This is a genomic window from Actinomyces sp. zg-332 (genome assembly GCF_011751945.2).
Classification (GTDB): Bacteria; Actinomycetota; Actinomycetes; order Actinomycetales; family Actinomycetaceae; genus ZJ293.
The window spans coordinates 1,027,259-1,043,106 of the sequence record NZ_CP064951.1 but is presented as its reverse complement, the minus strand read 5'-3'; the positions used below and the strand labels follow the sequence as shown (position 1 = coordinate 1,043,106).

The 15,848-nt window shown below is 35.1% G+C and carries 13 protein-coding genes; 9 read left to right on the top strand and 4 right to left on the bottom strand.

Features of this window, described 5'->3' with window-relative positions; translation table 11 throughout:
* Nucleotides 1–68: 68 nt before the first annotated feature.
* The 5 genes from HCQ94_RS04290 to HCQ94_RS04270 all read left to right on the top strand — a co-directional run bounded on the left by HCQ94_RS04290 (nt 69) and on the right by HCQ94_RS04270 (nt 6,502).
* The gene (locus HCQ94_RS04290; RefSeq protein WP_166977959.1) at nt 69–968 is read left to right on the top strand and encodes a carbohydrate ABC transporter permease; all 900 of its coding nucleotides are present in this window, start codon (nt 69–71) and stop codon (nt 966–968) included.
* 1 nt (nt 969) lies between these two features.
* Nucleotides 970–1,821 (top strand): carbohydrate ABC transporter permease, encoded by an 852-nt coding sequence (locus HCQ94_RS04285; RefSeq protein ID WP_166977957.1) that lies wholly within the window; start codon nt 970–972, stop codon nt 1,819–1,821.
* A gap of 132 nt (nt 1,822–1,953) precedes the next feature.
* On the top strand, nt 1,954–2,454 hold the full coding sequence (locus tag HCQ94_RS04280; RefSeq protein ID WP_166982181.1) for a YbhB/YbcL family Raf kinase inhibitor-like protein: 501 nt from the start codon (nt 1,954–1,956) through the stop codon (nt 2,452–2,454).
* Nucleotides 2,455–2,817: 363 nt separating this feature from the next.
* Nucleotides 2,818–4,737, top strand: coding sequence for a translational GTPase TypA (gene typA / locus HCQ94_RS04275; protein ID WP_166977953.1), 1,920 nt, complete (start codon nt 2,818–2,820; stop codon nt 4,735–4,737).
* Between the two features lie 28 nt (nt 4,738–4,765).
* Entirely contained in the window at nt 4,766–6,502 is a 1,737-nt protein-coding gene (locus tag HCQ94_RS04270) for a VanW family protein (protein WP_166982178.1), read from the top strand.
* Nucleotides 6,503–6,802: 300 nt separating this feature from the next.
* Here HCQ94_RS04270 and HCQ94_RS04265 read toward each other — a convergent pair whose 3' ends face one another.
* The gene (locus tag HCQ94_RS04265) at nt 6,803–7,057 is read right to left on the bottom strand and encodes a hypothetical protein (protein ID WP_232525705.1); all 255 of its coding nucleotides are present in this window, start codon (nt 7,055–7,057) and stop codon (nt 6,803–6,805) included.
* 40 nt (nt 7,058–7,097) lie between these two features.
* Between HCQ94_RS04265 and fdxA the strand changes: the two genes are divergently transcribed.
* Nucleotides 7,098–7,442 carry a ferredoxin gene (gene fdxA, locus HCQ94_RS04260; protein ID WP_166977949.1) on the top strand — a complete coding sequence of 115 codons (345 nt, stop codon included), beginning with the start codon at nt 7,098–7,100 and terminating at the stop codon, nt 7,440–7,442.
* 252 nt (nt 7,443–7,694) lie between these two features.
* On the opposite strand, the gene HCQ94_RS04255 is transcribed toward fdxA, so the two are convergent.
* The 3 genes from HCQ94_RS04255 to HCQ94_RS04245 all read right to left on the bottom strand — a co-directional run bounded on the left by HCQ94_RS04255 (nt 7,695) and on the right by HCQ94_RS04245 (nt 11,279).
* Nucleotides 7,695–8,288, bottom strand: coding sequence for a DUF4097 family beta strand repeat-containing protein (locus HCQ94_RS04255; protein WP_166982176.1), 594 nt, complete (start codon nt 8,286–8,288; stop codon nt 7,695–7,697).
* Between the two features lie 435 nt (nt 8,289–8,723).
* The gene (locus HCQ94_RS04250; protein ID WP_166982174.1) at nt 8,724–9,479 is read right to left on the bottom strand and encodes a nucleoside triphosphate pyrophosphatase; all 756 of its coding nucleotides are present in this window, start codon (nt 9,477–9,479) and stop codon (nt 8,724–8,726) included.
* 114 nt (nt 9,480–9,593) lie between these two features.
* The gene (locus tag HCQ94_RS04245) at nt 9,594–11,279 is read right to left on the bottom strand and encodes a DUF885 domain-containing protein (RefSeq protein WP_166982172.1); all 1,686 of its coding nucleotides are present in this window, start codon (nt 11,277–11,279) and stop codon (nt 9,594–9,596) included.
* Nucleotides 11,280–11,443: 164 nt separating this feature from the next.
* On the opposite strand from HCQ94_RS04245, the gene HCQ94_RS04240 reads away from it, so the two are divergent.
* The 3 genes from HCQ94_RS04240 to HCQ94_RS04230 are packed head-to-tail and all read left to right on the top strand — an operon-like array spanning nt 11,444 to nt 15,805.
* Nucleotides 11,444–13,120, top strand: coding sequence for a TIGR03773 family transporter-associated surface protein (locus tag HCQ94_RS04240; protein WP_166982170.1), 1,677 nt, complete (start codon nt 11,444–11,446; stop codon nt 13,118–13,120).
* Nucleotides 13,110–14,825, top strand: a complete 1,716-nt coding sequence (locus HCQ94_RS04235) for a metal ABC transporter solute-binding protein, Zn/Mn family (protein WP_166982168.1) — start codon at nt 13,110–13,112, stop codon at nt 14,823–14,825. Before HCQ94_RS04240 ends, HCQ94_RS04235 begins: the two co-directional genes overlap by 11 nt.
* 32 nt (nt 14,826–14,857) lie before the next feature.
* A complete protein-coding gene (locus tag HCQ94_RS04230) occupies nt 14,858–15,805 on the top strand; it encodes a choice-of-anchor M domain-containing protein (protein ID WP_166977937.1) in 948 nt (315 codons plus the stop codon).
* Nucleotides 15,806–15,848: the final 43 nt, after the last annotated feature.

Below are 15,848 nucleotides of genomic sequence, written 5' to 3'. Positions count from 1 at the left end.
TATTATTGGGGCACAGAAGATGATTGTATGTTCTGTGCCCCAACTTAAGTAATTGTATTAGGGGTTATATGCGTAACTTAAAGAAGTGGGGCCCACCTTTTCTGCTTATCCTCCCATCATTAATATTGATAGGAGTGTTCGTGTATGGGTTGATAATAGTTAACTTCAATACATCACTAACAGACGCTCATACAGCTGCAACATCTTCGGGTAATGCACCAACGAATTATACTGGCTTTTCAAATTATGTAGAGTTGCTATCATCTGATGCCTTTCTTTTCTCACTACGTAATTTGCTAATATTCACACTTGTTTTTCTATGTGGAACTCTTTTAATAGGCTTCGTTTGGGCATGGTTGCTTGATAAACCGATTAAAGGTGAAGGAATTTTCCGTTCAATTTTCTTATTCCCTATGGCTGTTTCTTTTGTGGCTTCTGGTGTGGTATGGAAGTGGCTGTTGTCTCCAATCGAAGGTGAGACTGCAACTGGTTTAAACCGCTTATTCCAGATGGTTGGATTGGACTTTTTGCAAAATCCTTGGTGGTCAGATGTTAGCGTAGGTATTGTCGCTATCACAATTCCAGCAATTTGGCAGCTATCGGGTTATATTATGGCTTTATTCTTAGCAGGATTCCGTGGTATCCCTGATGAGTTACGTGAGGCTGCACGTGTGGATGGTGCTTCAGAGTGGCAACTATATAAATCTATAATATTCCCACAGTTATCACCTGTTGCTCTATCAGCAATAATTATTATTGGCCACATGTCTTTAAAATCTTTTGACTTGATTATGTCGATTGCTAACCAGTCAGTTTACTCGACTAAAGTTCCTGCAATTGATATGTACGTATTCAAAACAACCTATGACTACGCTAACTCTGCAGCAGTTGGATCTATTCTACTTGTAATCGTTGCAGTATTAGTTATTCCATATTTGATTCATGATACACGTCAGAGAAGGAAGTAACATGAGTACTGTAACTAAGAAAAAAACTGAAGAAAGATTTAGCATAGGACGTACAATACGTTACGTACTATTACTGTTGTCTGTTATTTTCATTTTTATACCAGTTTATGTTTTGATTGTTACTTCTTTCAAAAACGGTGCAGAAGCTAATCCATTACATGCATGGTATTTACCTGAATCATGGGTATTGGATAACTGGGAACTCGCATGGAAACAACTATCAGCTCCTATACTACGTACATTGCAGATGGTTATTCCAGCAGCACTAATTTCATCTATGCTTGGTTCAATCAATGGTTTCGTTTTGTCACGTTGGCGTTTCCCATACGCTAACTTAGTATTTACTTTATTGCTATTCGGTATGTTTATCCCATATCAGGCAGTAATGGTGCCATTGATGAAACTAGTTTTAGGTTTGAATTTGCCAACTGGTGTCCCAACTTTGATTTTGATTCACGTGGTTTACGGTATTCCAATTACTACTTTGATTTTCCGTAATTACTATGAATCTGTTCCAAATGAATTGATTGAGGCTGCTAGGGTAGACGGTGCTGGTATGCTACGTACATACTGGTCAGTTGTTTTACCTATCTCTATTCCATCTTTTGTGGTTGTTATAATATGGCAGTTTACATCAGCATGGAATGACTTCTTATTTGCTTTGTTCTTCTCAACGCCAGTAAATGGTCCTGTAACCTTGGCATTGAATAACTTAGCTAATGGTTCTATTCTAAGTAACTATGGTGCTTCTATGTCAGGTGCTTTACTAGCTTCACTACCAACACTAATTGTTTATATCTTATTAGGTAAATACTTTGTTGGTGGGCTTATGTCTGGCTCTGTCAAAGGATAGAAAACTTTATGTTCAAGGGGGCTATACAGCCCCCTTGATTTATATTAAATGTTGTAGAATATAATCTAAATTATAACTTTTGGAATATCTAAATATTGTGTATTACTAAGAAGAAATAAAAGGAGGTTGAAAATGATTATTTCAAGTACTGGAATTATCAACGGAATAATTGATAAAAAATTTGGTAAAAATGGCGAGAACTTTGATAAAAACAATATTCCTATATACTCACTACCTTTTAAAATTGAAAATCCTCCAACGAATACAGTTTCGTTTGCTTTTATTCTTGAAGATAAAGATGCTTATCCTGTAACAGGTTTTAGCTGGATACATTGGTTAGGAGCAAATTTACTCAAAGACAATGTTGAAGAAAATGAAAGCCGTACTTCTGTAGATTTTATCCAAGGAGCTAATAGTTGGGTAAGCGTATTGGGTGGTAATGTCTCAAGAGATGAGGCTAGTTACTATGGGGGAATGGCTCCTCCCGATAAGGCACATGTATATGAACTACATGTATTCGCTTTAGATAAAAAATTACACTTAGAAAATGGATTCTATTTGAATGAACTCTATAAAGCAATGAATAATCACATAATTGAGCAAGCTAGTATAAAAGGAATATACGAAAAGTAATACTGTTTTAGTAGCAATAATAGGAACAGGTATCTAAATTATTAAAAAACAAACCTTCAATTTCCTACAACCCTCTAACTATAAGTATTTAATATAGCTTTAAAATAGAATAGTAAATAAAAGTGAACCCTTATTAAAACTTGTTATTTTGTTATAATAAATAGTCGTATAATCCTGATATTTTAGTGTAATAAATACTTGTTATTTATTATAAAATAATAATTACTAAATCTAAATTATATGAAATAAACAGTATATTTATGATGACTTTGAAATAAAAAAATCCTTAATTCTGGTGCAAGATTTTCCAAAAACGTGTACCCTATTAAGAGGATTTTATATTAAAGAAATGAGAATACTTATATGGCGATTCGTCAAGATATACGAAATGTTGCTATCGTAGCACACGTTGATCATGGTAAAACTACTCTTGTTGATGCAATGCTTTGGCAATCAGGGGCTTTCTCTGAGCATGATACTGTTGAATCAACAGGTGAACGCGTTATGGATAGTGGTGATCTTGAACGAGAAAAAGGTATTACCATTCTTGCTAAAAACACAGCGATAGAGTATTCGGGCGTATCGGCTAAGAAACTAGAATTAGAAAAAGTCACAATCAATGTTATCGACACTCCAGGCCACGCTGATTTTGGTGGGGAAGTCGAACGTGGCTTATCAATGGTAGATGGTGTTGTATTACTTGTTGACGCTTCAGAAGGACCACTGCCTCAGACTCGTTTTGTGTTACGTAAGGCTTTGGCTGCAACCTTACCTGTAGTTGTAGTAGTAAATAAAGTTGATAGGCCAGATAGCCGTATCAGTGAAGTTGTTGAGGAAACGACTGACTTATTGCTATCTTTGGCTCAAGATCTTGTCGATGAAGGATATGACTTAGATTTGGATGCACTATTGGATGTTCCAATTGTGTATGCTAGTGCAAAAGCTGGAAAATCATCACTAACACAACCAGCTGATGGTCAACTTCCAGATGGTGACTTGGAAGCAATGTTTGAGACTATACTAACTAGAATTCCTGGTCCAACTTACGATGAAAATGCTCCTTTACAAGCACACGTAACTAACCTAGATGCTTCACCATTTTTGGGACGTCTAGCTTTGCTGCGCGTGCATAATGGTGTTATTAAAAAAGGGCAGACAGTTGCATGGGCTAAGCATGATAACACTACACAAAATGTGAGAATTTCTGAACTTTTGATGACAAAAGCTCTTGAGCGTGTTCCAGCTCTAGAGGCAAAAGCTGGCGATATTGTTGCTGTTGCTGGTATTGAAGATATTACTATTGGAGAGTCACTAGTTGACGTGGATGATCCACGTCCACTTCCTCTAATCAAGGTTGATGATCCTGCTATTTCAATGACCATAGGTATAAACACTTCACCTTTAGCAGGACAGTGTAAAGGTGCTAAAGTAACAGCTCGTCAGGTAAAAGATAGGCTAGATAGAGAACTAATTGGTAACGTTTCTTTGAGAGTTTTACCTACAGATCGTCCAGATGCTTGGGAAGTACAAGGTCGTGGCGAATTAGCTTTAGCGATTCTAGTAGAACAAATGAGACGTGAAGGATTTGAACTTACAGTAGGTAAGCCACAAGTTGTTACCAAAGAAATTGATGGTAAAAAATGTGAACCAATGGAACACATGACTATTGATATTCCTGAGGAACACTTGGGGGCAGTTACTCAGCTAATGGCTGTGCGCAAGGGAAGAATGGAAAGCATGTCTAACCACGGAACTGGTTGGATAAGACTAGAATTTGTCATTCCAGCCCGTGGCTTGATAGGGTTTAGGACTCGTTTCTTGACAGAGACAAGAGGCACAGGTATTGCTTCATCCATCTCTTGTGGATATGAGCCATGGTGTGGAACTATTCAAGACAGGTCAACAGGTTCTCTCGTGGCTGACCGTCCAGGACAAGCTACTCCTTACGCTATGATTAACTTACAAGAACGTGGATCGTTTATTGTTGAAGCGGGTTCACAAGTGTATGAAGGTCAAGTCGTAGGTGAAAATCCTCGTGGTGAAGATATGGATGTCAACATCACACGTGAGAAAAAGCAGACTAATATGCGTGCCGCTTCTGCTGATACATTTGAAAACTTAGTTCCTCCTCGTAAATTGACTCTAGAAGAGTCTCTTGAGTTGGCAGCAAGTGACGAATGTGTAGAAGTTACACCTGAATCAATTAGGATAAGAAAAGTAATCTTACAAGCTCAAGAGCGTTTTAAGATTGCAGCAAAAGCTAGAAGAGAAGAGAAAAAATAGCTTTTACCAGCTCTGTAATAGGATGAATATGGATAAGTTGAAGAATAAAAAGTTTCTTGTAACACTTGCAGGAATACTTGTTGCTATATTTTTATTCTTAGCGTATGTGTTAGTCGGATATACCTATAGCTATGCTGTTTCTAATGGAACTAAGATTGCTAATATCGACTTATCTGGAAAGAGTGATAAAGAAGCAGTAAAGTTCTTAGAAAATAAGCTTTCTGAAGATATAAAGAAACCTTTAGTTCTAAATCTTAAAGACAAGGTTGTAAGTGTTTTACCTGCAGATTTATCTATAAAACCTGACTATGAAAAAACTATAAAAAATATTACGTATTTTACTCTAAATCCTATTAAAATATATGAGCGTATAAAAGGTAATCCAAATGCAAGTCTTGTAGTTACGAAGGTTAATGAAAAAGCTAATAAAGACAGAATCTTCAAACTACAGCAAGAACTAGGAAAAGCTCCTGTAGATGCGACAATTCATTATGAAGGTACAAACCCAGTATTAACGCCGTCATCGATAGGAGAAGGATTTGACGAAAAACATTTTTATAACTCTTTAGCAAAGCAGTGGTTTGTTGCTAAAGAGATAAAACTGAATTCTAAGAAAATCAATCCAAATATTGATGATAAAGAAGCGAAAAAAACTTTTGAAGAAGTTGCTAAGCCTCTAGTAGCTTCAGCTATGACTTTAAAAGTAGGCGATAGTAATGCTGAAATCTCTCCAGAAATACTAGCAGAATCTGCCAAATTTACTCCTAAAGATTCTAAGCTGTTGCTAGAAATAAACGGTGACTTTGTCAGTGAAAAGATTTTTAGTCAACTAGGTGCTACTGTATCAAAACAGCAGGATGCAAAGGTTATTATCGAAAATAATGCTCCTAAGATTATTCCATCTCAAGTTGGTAAAAACGTTGATTCAAATGCTCTAGCTGAGAATATAGTTAAAAATGCTTCAAAATTTTCAAACCGTGAATTCGACTTACCAATAACTGATATAAAGCCTGAATTTGATACTCAAGCTGCGCAAAATCTTGGAGTTAAAGAGGTAATTGGTGAGTATACTATCCCTATTAAGGGAGAAGTGAAGCGTCAAAATCTCATCGTTGGAGCAAATAAGATAAACAATAGTTTGGTAAAGCCGGGGGAAACTTTCTCTTATAATGACAAGCTCACTCCAGTTACAGCAGCTAATGGTTTTGTTAAAGGTTTGGCTATCGTAGGAAATTCTTATGGCTGGGCATACGGTGGCGGATTATGTCAACTTGCTACCACCATTTTCAATGCGGCTTTCTTGGGTGGAATGCAAGATGTTGAGCATAGGGCTCACTCAGAGTATTTCAGTGAATATCCTTTAGGTAGAGACTCTGCTTATTGGGAAGGTAGCTTAGACCTAAAGTTTAAGAATGATACTCCTTATGGTGTAGTAGTGCAATCATACGTTGAGGGCTGGAACTTACATGTTAAACTCTGGTCTACTAAGTACTATGAAGTAAAGACTACTACAGGTTCGAAATATGGCTTTGTATCGTTTGCTACCAGAAGGGTTGAAAGTTCTAACTGTGTAGGTAATTCTGTTGGGTCAGCTGGGTTCTCAGTAGATGTATGGCGTGGTAGATACGTAAATGGAAAACAGCATGATCAGAACACTTACACTGCAAGATATAAGCCATCAGATATCGTAAAATGCGGTAAAGAAGAAAAGAAAGTTTCTGAAGAAGAAACTAGGGAAGAAGTACAACTAGCTCCTGAAAACTAGCTTTGTTTTATTAGCGCTAGCTTTTGAAGTATGCCTTTAACTTACCAAGGTACTACGTATATGAGGACAATTTGTTTCAAAATTCTGCGAGTAAGTATCTAAGCTTATTTGTGCTGTTTATAACCTAGTTTATAAGACACAAGATTAGAGGATAAGTTTTCTCTACTATGCTGAAACTATGACTGCTCTTTTTACACAAGAGATAACTAAAAAATTTATTTACTTCTACAAGTTAAATACTAGTAAATAGGTTTCTATAAGATATAGCTAAATAAGAAAACAACCGTCTTACGTAATTCTTTATTTATCTTTAGGTTTTACTATAGGTGGAGGTGGAACTTTTTTGCCAGTTACCATTTTTTCTGATGGAACTCTTACTTTACCTTTTCTAGTTTCTATCACTACATAGTGAGGAGATTTTTCTATCAAATAGCCTAAAGCATCATAAAATCCATCAGCTTCTCTTCTACGTAATACAACACGATCTCCTATTTCCCAAGACATCCATGGTAAATTAGTGTTTGATTCTTTTTCATTTGGGTTTAAACTATTCATACGAAAAGATTAACAAATAGTATATAGAAAAGGGAAGTAGATGACATACGTTATTGCTCAACCATGTGTAGATGTAAAAGATCGTGCATGCGTAGATGAGTGTCCAGTTGACTGTATTTATGAAGGGGAACGTACTTTATATATACACCCAGAGGAATGCGTTGACTGTGGTGCGTGCGAGCCTGTATGTCCTACAGAAGCAATTTTTTATGAAGACGATTTGCCTGAAGAATGGGCTGATTACTATAGGGCTAACACTGATTTCTTTAAAGAAATCGGCTCTCCAGGTGGGGCATCAAGCGTAGGTGCTTATGATTTTGATGATGAAATGATAGCTAAGCTGCCTCCTCAAAATGAAGAGTATAGAGCTGAACATGGACTATAAATTTATAAAAAGATACTATTAAACGAGCATAATAATTACTTAGTCAATAGTGTATTTTATAAAGTGACTTAGTTATTTTAAAATTATACTTACTGGGTAAATAATACAGTGGAATAAGCTATTTATATCGAAAGTAAAGAATATACTTATTGTGACTTCTTTTGTTGTATAAAGTATTTTTATATTTCTGTAATATTTTTTACCTATAGTACTTGTCTTAAACTCTTATAATGCAAATTATTAATACCTAATCTATCGGGTTTCTTTTAGTATAGCTTTTCCTTTTTCACAATGTACGATATAAGTTGGGACACCATTTTTTGAATAAATACTGTCTCTGTAATGTCCATGTGCATATATTTTGCCATTTATACAATTAACTTCATATCCGTCTTTACTGCGTAAGAAAGTTTCTAATACACTAATTCCATTTTTAGTATTTAAATGACACAAATTGGAAACACTTATATTTCTGGCTAAAGCTACGCCGTTAGTAGTTTGTAAAAGGATATTTTCTGCTTTTATATTTTGTGCTTGTACTTTGCCATTATGCATATTTACATATAAGGAATTACATTTTAAATCTTTTAATATAACTTCTTTGTATTGAGCCTTAACATCAATTAAATCAGTATTTTTAGGTAGTGTTACAGTAATTTGTGGTATACCTAGTAAATTAAAATAAAAAGATTGAGGATTGTTATTTATTTGTGTAATTTTTATATTTTGATCTGTAATACTTACTTTGAAAGCTTTATTGTCACACTTGTTATACTGAATTGAAAACTTTTCTCCACTTTTTAAAATTACTCTTACATTTATTGTTTTTATAAATGATTCTTTCATATTGTTCCTATAGACTCTATAGATATGTGAAATAGCTTTTCAATGAGTTTATAACTAGTTAATAGAAGTTGTTTAAATTTAAAAAAGTATTTTGACAAAAGTTATACAAATATTATTTTCTTTATATACATTGAAGACTTTATGTGTAATCTTTATGATATTGCATAACAATAGTTATAAACTAGGAATATTGTAATTATTTTATAAGAAATATTATTCTTACTGTGATTTATTATATTTGTACCTAAATAGAAATAGTATTTTCGTTACTATAACTTAATAAGTAGTATGGTAGTTTGGTAGCTATAAATGTATATAGATAGTGCTGTTAACGTTATACTAGTAACATTGCAAACGCTCTATTGTACGTAGTTAATATTTAAATCTTGTATAAAGATATCTAATTCCTATTTATAAAACTATCTAAAAATAAAGTTACTTATGAATATCATCCCATAGTGAAGTATACTCTATGTCTAGCTCAGCTGATAAATTTCTTATAACCCTAGGACTTATACCTATTACGTTATTGTAATCTCCATCTATTCTCTCAATAAATGCACTGCCATAACCATCGATTGTGAAACCTCCAGCAACATATAAAGGTTCTCCTGTTTCAACGTACTTTTCGATTTCTTTATCTTTTGTAATTGCAAAAGTAACTTTAGTGCTGTCGCAATTTAAAGCGATTTTTAAAGGAAGAGTTTCTAAAAAGTTTTGTACGTCAGTTTCACTACTAATACTAGGTAAAGATAAAGTATCTAAATCCATATTTAATAAAATTTCTCGTTCTAACTTTACCAATGCGTGACCTGTATGCAGAGTTGTTGTTTTGCCTCTCATCTGTTTTGCTCTTTGGATAGCTATTGTCTTATCTTTTGGTTTACCTAGCATTTTGTTGTTAAACTCGAGCATAGAGTCGCAAGCAACTAGTGCTAACTCTTTATGATGAGTATATTCAGAAGTAGTTTTTTCACGAGTATTTATGCAAATATCTTTTACAATTGAAAGAGCTTTTGCCAGAGCCAGAGTGCTAACTTGTAGTTTAGGTGAAAATTTTTCTGTATGCATGCTGGATAGTATTTTTTCTTCGTCAGTGTTGCTTACCAAAACTTTTGCAGTTATTCCAGCTGATTTTAGTACTTTCAACCTAGAGGTTGAAGCTGAAGCGAGAATTAATTTGTAATCCATTCTTTACCTTTAGCGTTATTTATGTTTGAGATAGACGTTGCAGTAGCACGAATTTGCTAACTAGCTTATAAGTTCATATATGAAGGGGATAGTGTAAGTTCTATCCCCATTACTTTATTTCTGTAGTGCTTCTTTCATGATGTCTAGGCTTAGAGAACCAATATTTAGTGCTTTTTTATGGAAAGCTTTCATAGTTGGCTCCATTCCTTTACCGCTTGCTGTACGCAAATATTCCTCACGTGCTTGTAGCCATAGGCGTTGACCTATCTTGTAAGAAGGCGCTTGTCCAGCCCAGCCAAGGTAACGTTCCCATTCAAAGTGTAAGAAAGTTTCGTTCATTGCAACATTATCTTTCAAAAACTGCCATGCAATATTACTATCCCAAAGTTTATCACCATACTGGCTTGGAGCTTTTTTCTTCAAATGTACGCCAATATCAAGCACTACACGACTTGCACGTAGTCGTTGCGCATCTAACATTCCCATTCTTTCACCAGGATCGTTTAAGTATCCTAGTTCATCCATGAGCTGTTCGGAATATAATGCCCATCCTTCGCCGTGTCCGCTAATCCAGCAGGCTAGTCGACGCCAACGGTTTAGCTGTTCTGTTAGACATATAGTTTGACCAACTTGTAGATGATGCCCAGGTACTCCTTCGTGGTAGACAGTTGTTTTTTCTTGCCATGTAACAAATTTGTCTTCTCCCTGTGGAACTGACCACCACATACGTCCTGGTCTGGTGAAGTCTTCTGATGGTCCTGTGTAGTAAATTCCACCTGATGAGCTTGGTGCAATGCAACATTCAATGGTCTCTATACGCGGATCTATATCAAAGTGAGTTCCTTTTAGCTTTTGTATAGCTTCATCAGCAGTCTTTTGCATCCATTCTTGTAATGCTTTTGTGCCGTGTAAAATATAGCGTGGCTCATTGTTTAAGTTGTTTAGTGCTTGCATTACGCTGACGTTATCGCCGTAGAGTTCTTTGGCGATTTCTTTTTGCTGCTTATCTATATTATTTAGTTCTTCTTGTCCCCACTCGTACGTTTCATCAAGATCTACAACTGCACCAACATGATATTGAGATAGTAGTTTATATCTTTCTAAGCCGACAGCGTCCTCTTGCGGAGCGAGGGGTATAAGTTCTTCTTGCATATAAGTTTTTAGCTTATTAAATTCACATTTAGCGTTTTGGATAGCTTCTTTAAGTGTGCTTTGGAAAGAAGAATCGCAGTTTTGCAATTTTGAATAAGTTTGTTCAAGTAAATCTAATGAGGAAGATGAAGACGCTAGATTGTCTATTTGCTTACATACAGCTTCTATTTGGCGTTTAGCGCTAACGTGTTCTTTGTTTTTAGCGTATTGTAAGCTTTCAATATATCCTTGTAGTGGTTGGTCTATGTTTTGTAAACGTGTAAGGATTTTTTCAAAGTCTTCTTGTGTTTCTTGAGACTGCAAGTCAAATATGTCTCTTATTGCTTGAAGAGGTGACTCAATGTTATTTAGTGATCTATGTTGTTCTCCAGTGACATAAAGTTTGTTGTATAGGGAAATTCTCTCTTCCATTGCTTTTAGAGTTATTTCGTCTGTTACATTTTCTAACTCTACATTTTTTGCTTTTTCAAGTGTATATAAATGTAATTTATTTGTTTTTTCTAAACCGCTAGGACTAAAATCTGGCCACAAGTGGTCATAACCTTTTATACCTAAGTATGTTGCTTCAATAGGGTTATTCTTTGCTATATTGTCAACGTATTCTTCAGCTATTTGGTCTAGCTTTGTGTTTTTAGGTGCTTTAGTCATTTTTTATTCCTTATTACGTTTGTTTATTAATGTTTATTGTAGCCGTTTTTAATACTTTATGTGATTCTTACTTTTGTTTTAGTATAGAGTGTTTTACCTCTTGCGAAAATGATTATCAATAAGTAAACTATTCTTATTGATAATCGTTATTAGTAAGGTTTGAAGTGGTAACAAAATTTGGAAAATCCAATCGGGTAAAAGCTATAACACTATTTTTGATTTTCTTGTTGGTCAGTGCTGGTAGTATTACACCTACCTATGCTGAAGATGTGATTATTGGAGCAAAAGGTGGTAATCATGTCGATTTATTTCATCTAGAGCCAGTTAACGGAAAACCAAAATTATTTTTATCAGAAGATATTACGGGAAGAAAAGTTTTACGCGATCCTAATACTACAGTGCTAGAAGTTACAGATAAAGCTTATTACACCCAGATACCTGCACATTTTCCAGGCGCACCGAGTGCATATGTGTTATCACAATCAGGTAATAATCCTGATATCCTATGGCCAGGATGGGATACGCTAGCTGTAGCTAAAATTGGATATCAGTCTACTAAATTTACTTTTGAGAGTGTACAAGGTCCTGGCAAAGTTTATATGTATCAATCTACTGTAAATAATCCAGTTTCTCCTGTCTTATCAGGTGGAGGAATTGAAGTAGTAAATGGTTCTCAAATCGTAGAACCATTTCCAACACACAAACACGTAACTTGGACTTTTACTAAAGCAGGAAGATATACTTTCAAAGTAAATGTAGTATCTACTAAAGATGGCAAAGACTACAATGTTGGAAGTGCAACTTACAGGATAGATGTAGACTCAAAAAATCAGTCAAAACCACCTGTAGAAGCTCCCAAAGCAGATTGTAGGAAAGGTTATGAGAAAAAACTAGCTAACGATGGTAACTACTACTGTGTTAGTCCAAATGTAGCTAATAAAATACAAGAAAACTCGAATAAACCTGTTGGAAAAACTTGTAAACCAGTTCTAGAGCGCAGGCAAGCAAAACCAGGTGATAAAATTAAGACCACGAGTACAGTATTGTTTAATGTTGGAAGTAGCGCTGGAATTACAAGTGGACACTTTGACTTAGGATCTGCAGTAATAAACGGTGAATACACTGGTGTACTAAAAGACGATAATCAGGGTTTATGGGTAAATCCATCTTCTAGAACATTTGCATTGTCTGATGCTGCAAGAGTTTCCTTACCTGCTGGTTTATCAAGTATTGGTGAAAAAGGCGCAACTGCTTGGATGATTGATCAGACTCAAAAAGCATCAGTTCCTTGGGTAGGTATAAATACTCAACATCCAGGACTACTACAGAACACGACAGGAAATGTTACCTTCCAGATGAATTATGTAGGTCCTGGAAGAGTAGCCTTAGTAGAAGGTTCTAGTTTCGGACAATCAGGAAGAGTGCTACTAGGAGCTGGTGGCGGATCATCTTGGACAGTACCAGCAAACTCTCATACACACCCTAACTGGTTTTTCTCAGCACCAGGTCAATATTCAGTAATTATCACACAGACTACAGTTGCTAGAACAAATGTTGCTTGGAATGAGTTAGTTGGACGAGATGAAAATGGTAATGAATGTTCTGCATCTTTGCCACAATCTTATGGAAAAGTAGCATCTAAAACTGATAAAGATAAAAAAGAAGAAAAAGAAGTTTCTAAAAAGGCAAAAGCAGTTAAATTCAATGCTTCTGGCAAGGAATATACTAGTGAGCAGTCATCAAATTCTATTTACTATGCACTAGCAGGTGTTGGGATTTTAGCTTTGCTTATTTCATCAGGAATCATAATCTATAGTTTTAGGACGAAGAGTGAGAATTAAAAATACTATAGTTAGTGTTGCAGCTCTATGTGTTTTTCTATCCGGATGCGCAAGTGCGTCCACATCACATCAAAGTGATAAAGTAAATGTTGTTGCTACAACACCAATTATTGCTGATATCGTAAAAAACGTTACTAGGGATAAAGCAAATGTTACTGCTCTTGTACCTAATGGGGCAGACCCACACTCATATGAACCAACTTTTAGGCAGACACGAGATGTAGCTAATGCTGATATAGCTTTTAGTAACTACCTGACTCTAGAAGAACAAGCGGTTATCAAAATGCTAGATGCAAATTTGCCTAAAAAAGTTCAAAATATTGCATTAGCAGAAAGTGCTATACCTAAAGGAATAAAGACTATTAACTTAGTTGAAAATAGGGCTTTAGATACAATTTGGTTAGGGCTTAGAGTTGAAGGTGAAGGTAAAAAAGATACTGATACTAGAAGTCAACAAGTAGAGATTAGTCTCAAAAAACTTGTAGGTCCTGGCAAAATGTTTGGATATTTGACAGAGTCATTTGGTGAACCAAATATTTACTTTGATTCAACGAATAAAGATAGTCGCACTAAGGCTGTATTGCCGATAGATGCACACACACATATGTCATGGGCTTTTACTAAACCAGGTATTTATAAGGCTACTTTTGTTGCAAAGCATAAAGATAACAAAACTAATAAAGTAACGGATGTTAAAGAATCTACTTTTACTTTTGCAGTTGGAGTAGATGCTCATAAGAAATTCCCAGGCAAAAAAGTATTTGATAAAAATCATGCTGATATAACTGTAGATTTGAAAGATAAAAAGTTAAAGTTTAGTGCAGCAGTTGCAGAAGGTGATCAGGCTCATTCTCACGTTGAAGAAGAACAGGGGAAAGACTCGCAGACGAATCACAATGAAAGTAACCATGAACATGAGCATGAACACGACCATGATGTAAACACCAATGGTGATGAACATAATCATGATGAACACGGACACGATGATGAAGATTCTCATGTACATGGACAAGACAGCGAACACGCACATTTACATCAAGACTATGATGCTAAAGATGTAATTATTGAGGTTCCTAATAAAGCAATTTCACAAGTTCCTAGTGAGATTGAATACAAATTCTTAGGTAAAGCTGGTGAAAGTATATATTTGTTACCTCAGGCAGTTCTAGGAAAGCATGTTCACGGTGAATTGGATCCACATTTGTGGTTGAATGCTGAAAATGTTAAATACTATGTAGATGTGATTGCTGAAAAGCTTTCAGAGATAGATCCTAAAAATAAAAATAATTATGATAAGAATGCCACAGAATATAAGGAAAAATTAGATAAGTTACATCACCGTTTGCTAGAAGAAGTCAAGCAAATACCTATTGAAAATCGACAACTTGTCACAACTCATGATTCTTTCGGATATTTTGCTAAAGCTTACGGCGTTAAAGTGGCTGGTTTTGTAACGCCTAATCCATCAACTCAGCCTTCAGTTGCTGAACGTAAAAAACTTACAGAAACTATTCATAATTTGAAAGTTAAAGCTGTATTTTTAGAGCCAAATATTATCGCTAAATCTTCTGTTTTGAAGCAAATTGCTGATGAACAAGGAGTTAAAGTATGTTCGATATGGTCAGATACTTTTACGGATAATATAACTAATTATATTCAAATGATGGATGCTAATATCAAATCTATGAAAAAGTGTTTAAAATAGTAATCATTATTGTATAAAAGATGGGGAAAAAGATGAAAAAGGCACTAGCAAAAGTAATTCTTCTATCTCTTTTAGGAGTAGGGCTTTTAAATTTACAAGTAGCTAATGCAGAAGATGTTCGACCAACAGATTCTAATTTAGAGCAAACTGTAGAACATGATGAAGCTCTAGTAAAAGATGTGAAAGAAATAGAAAATGGGCATATTGATATTGGCCCAAGAATTATTGATAACAAACTAGGACTATTTCTGCGTGATGATTCTTCCTCCCCATCAGTGTGGAGATATTTAGATAAAACAGTTCTGCGACTAAATGATAAGTCTAAGAAGAAACTACCTGAAAAAGAAGAATTTGCCTTTATCAAAGGTGCTGCAGGTGGATATGTGTATGTATCTCCACAGATTCAAAAAGAAGGCGTATTGTGGGCTGGCTGGAACACACAAAGTCCTGAAATCGTAGATAACTTTTCAAAAGGTGCAACTTTGCGTTTATTGAATGTGCAAGGCCCTGGTCAAATGACAATGTTCTTAGAATCAGGAACATTTGGACCTCCAACTGTCTTGTGGGATTCAGCTAACTCAAAAGGACAAGATATTTGGATGGATCTAAATACTCACACCCATGCTAACTGGGTATTTACTAAGCCTGGGGTGTATCTTGTGAACTTAGAGTTATCAGCACAGATGAAAGACGGATCTGTACAAAAAGTAGTTGAAACTTTGCGTTTTGCTGTTGGTAGTGAAACAAACGCTGATCAAGCTTTAAAAATGAAAGCTCATCCAAATAAGAATAATCTTTCAAAGCAAGTACAAGAAAAAGTTGTTAGAAATGCTACTGAAGATGAAAAAATAGATACTCTTATGCCTATTATCTATGGTGGTATTGGTATAATTGTTTTCGGATTAATGTTAGTTACTTTTGTTGTTATAAGAAATAAAAAGCATAAAAAAGCTGCTTATGAAGAAATAGAAAATATGTAGTTATATTTACTATGCTCTATGTCATTTTAAAGGAATAATACTA

Coding starts and splice junctions, on each gene's coding strand:
- HCQ94_RS04265 (WP_232525705.1), bottom strand. CDS start 7,057: ATGAATAGTTTAAACCCAAATGAAAAAGAATCAAACACTAATTTACCA.
- HCQ94_RS04290 (WP_166977959.1), top strand. CDS start 69: ATGCGTAACTTAAAGAAGTGGGGCCCACCTTTTCTGCTTATCCTCCCA.
- typA (WP_166977953.1), top strand. CDS start 2,818: ATGGCGATTCGTCAAGATATACGAAATGTTGCTATCGTAGCACACGTT.
- fdxA (WP_166977949.1), top strand. CDS start 7,098: ATGACATACGTTATTGCTCAACCATGTGTAGATGTAAAAGATCGTGCA.
- HCQ94_RS04280 (WP_166982181.1), top strand. CDS start 1,954: ATGATTATTTCAAGTACTGGAATTATCAACGGAATAATTGATAAAAAA.
- HCQ94_RS04250 (WP_166982174.1), bottom strand. CDS start 9,479: ATGGATTACAAATTAATTCTCGCTTCAGCTTCAACCTCTAGGTTGAAA.
- HCQ94_RS04285 (WP_166977957.1), top strand. CDS start 970: ATGAGTACTGTAACTAAGAAAAAAACTGAAGAAAGATTTAGCATAGGA.
- HCQ94_RS04230 (WP_166977937.1), top strand. CDS start 14,858: ATGAAAAAGGCACTAGCAAAAGTAATTCTTCTATCTCTTTTAGGAGTA.
- HCQ94_RS04270 (WP_166982178.1), top strand. CDS start 4,766: ATGGATAAGTTGAAGAATAAAAAGTTTCTTGTAACACTTGCAGGAATA.
- HCQ94_RS04255 (WP_166982176.1), bottom strand. CDS start 8,288: ATGAAAGAATCATTTATAAAAACAATAAATGTAAGAGTAATTTTAAAA.
- HCQ94_RS04245 (WP_166982172.1), bottom strand. CDS start 11,279: ATGACTAAAGCACCTAAAAACACAAAGCTAGACCAAATAGCTGAAGAA.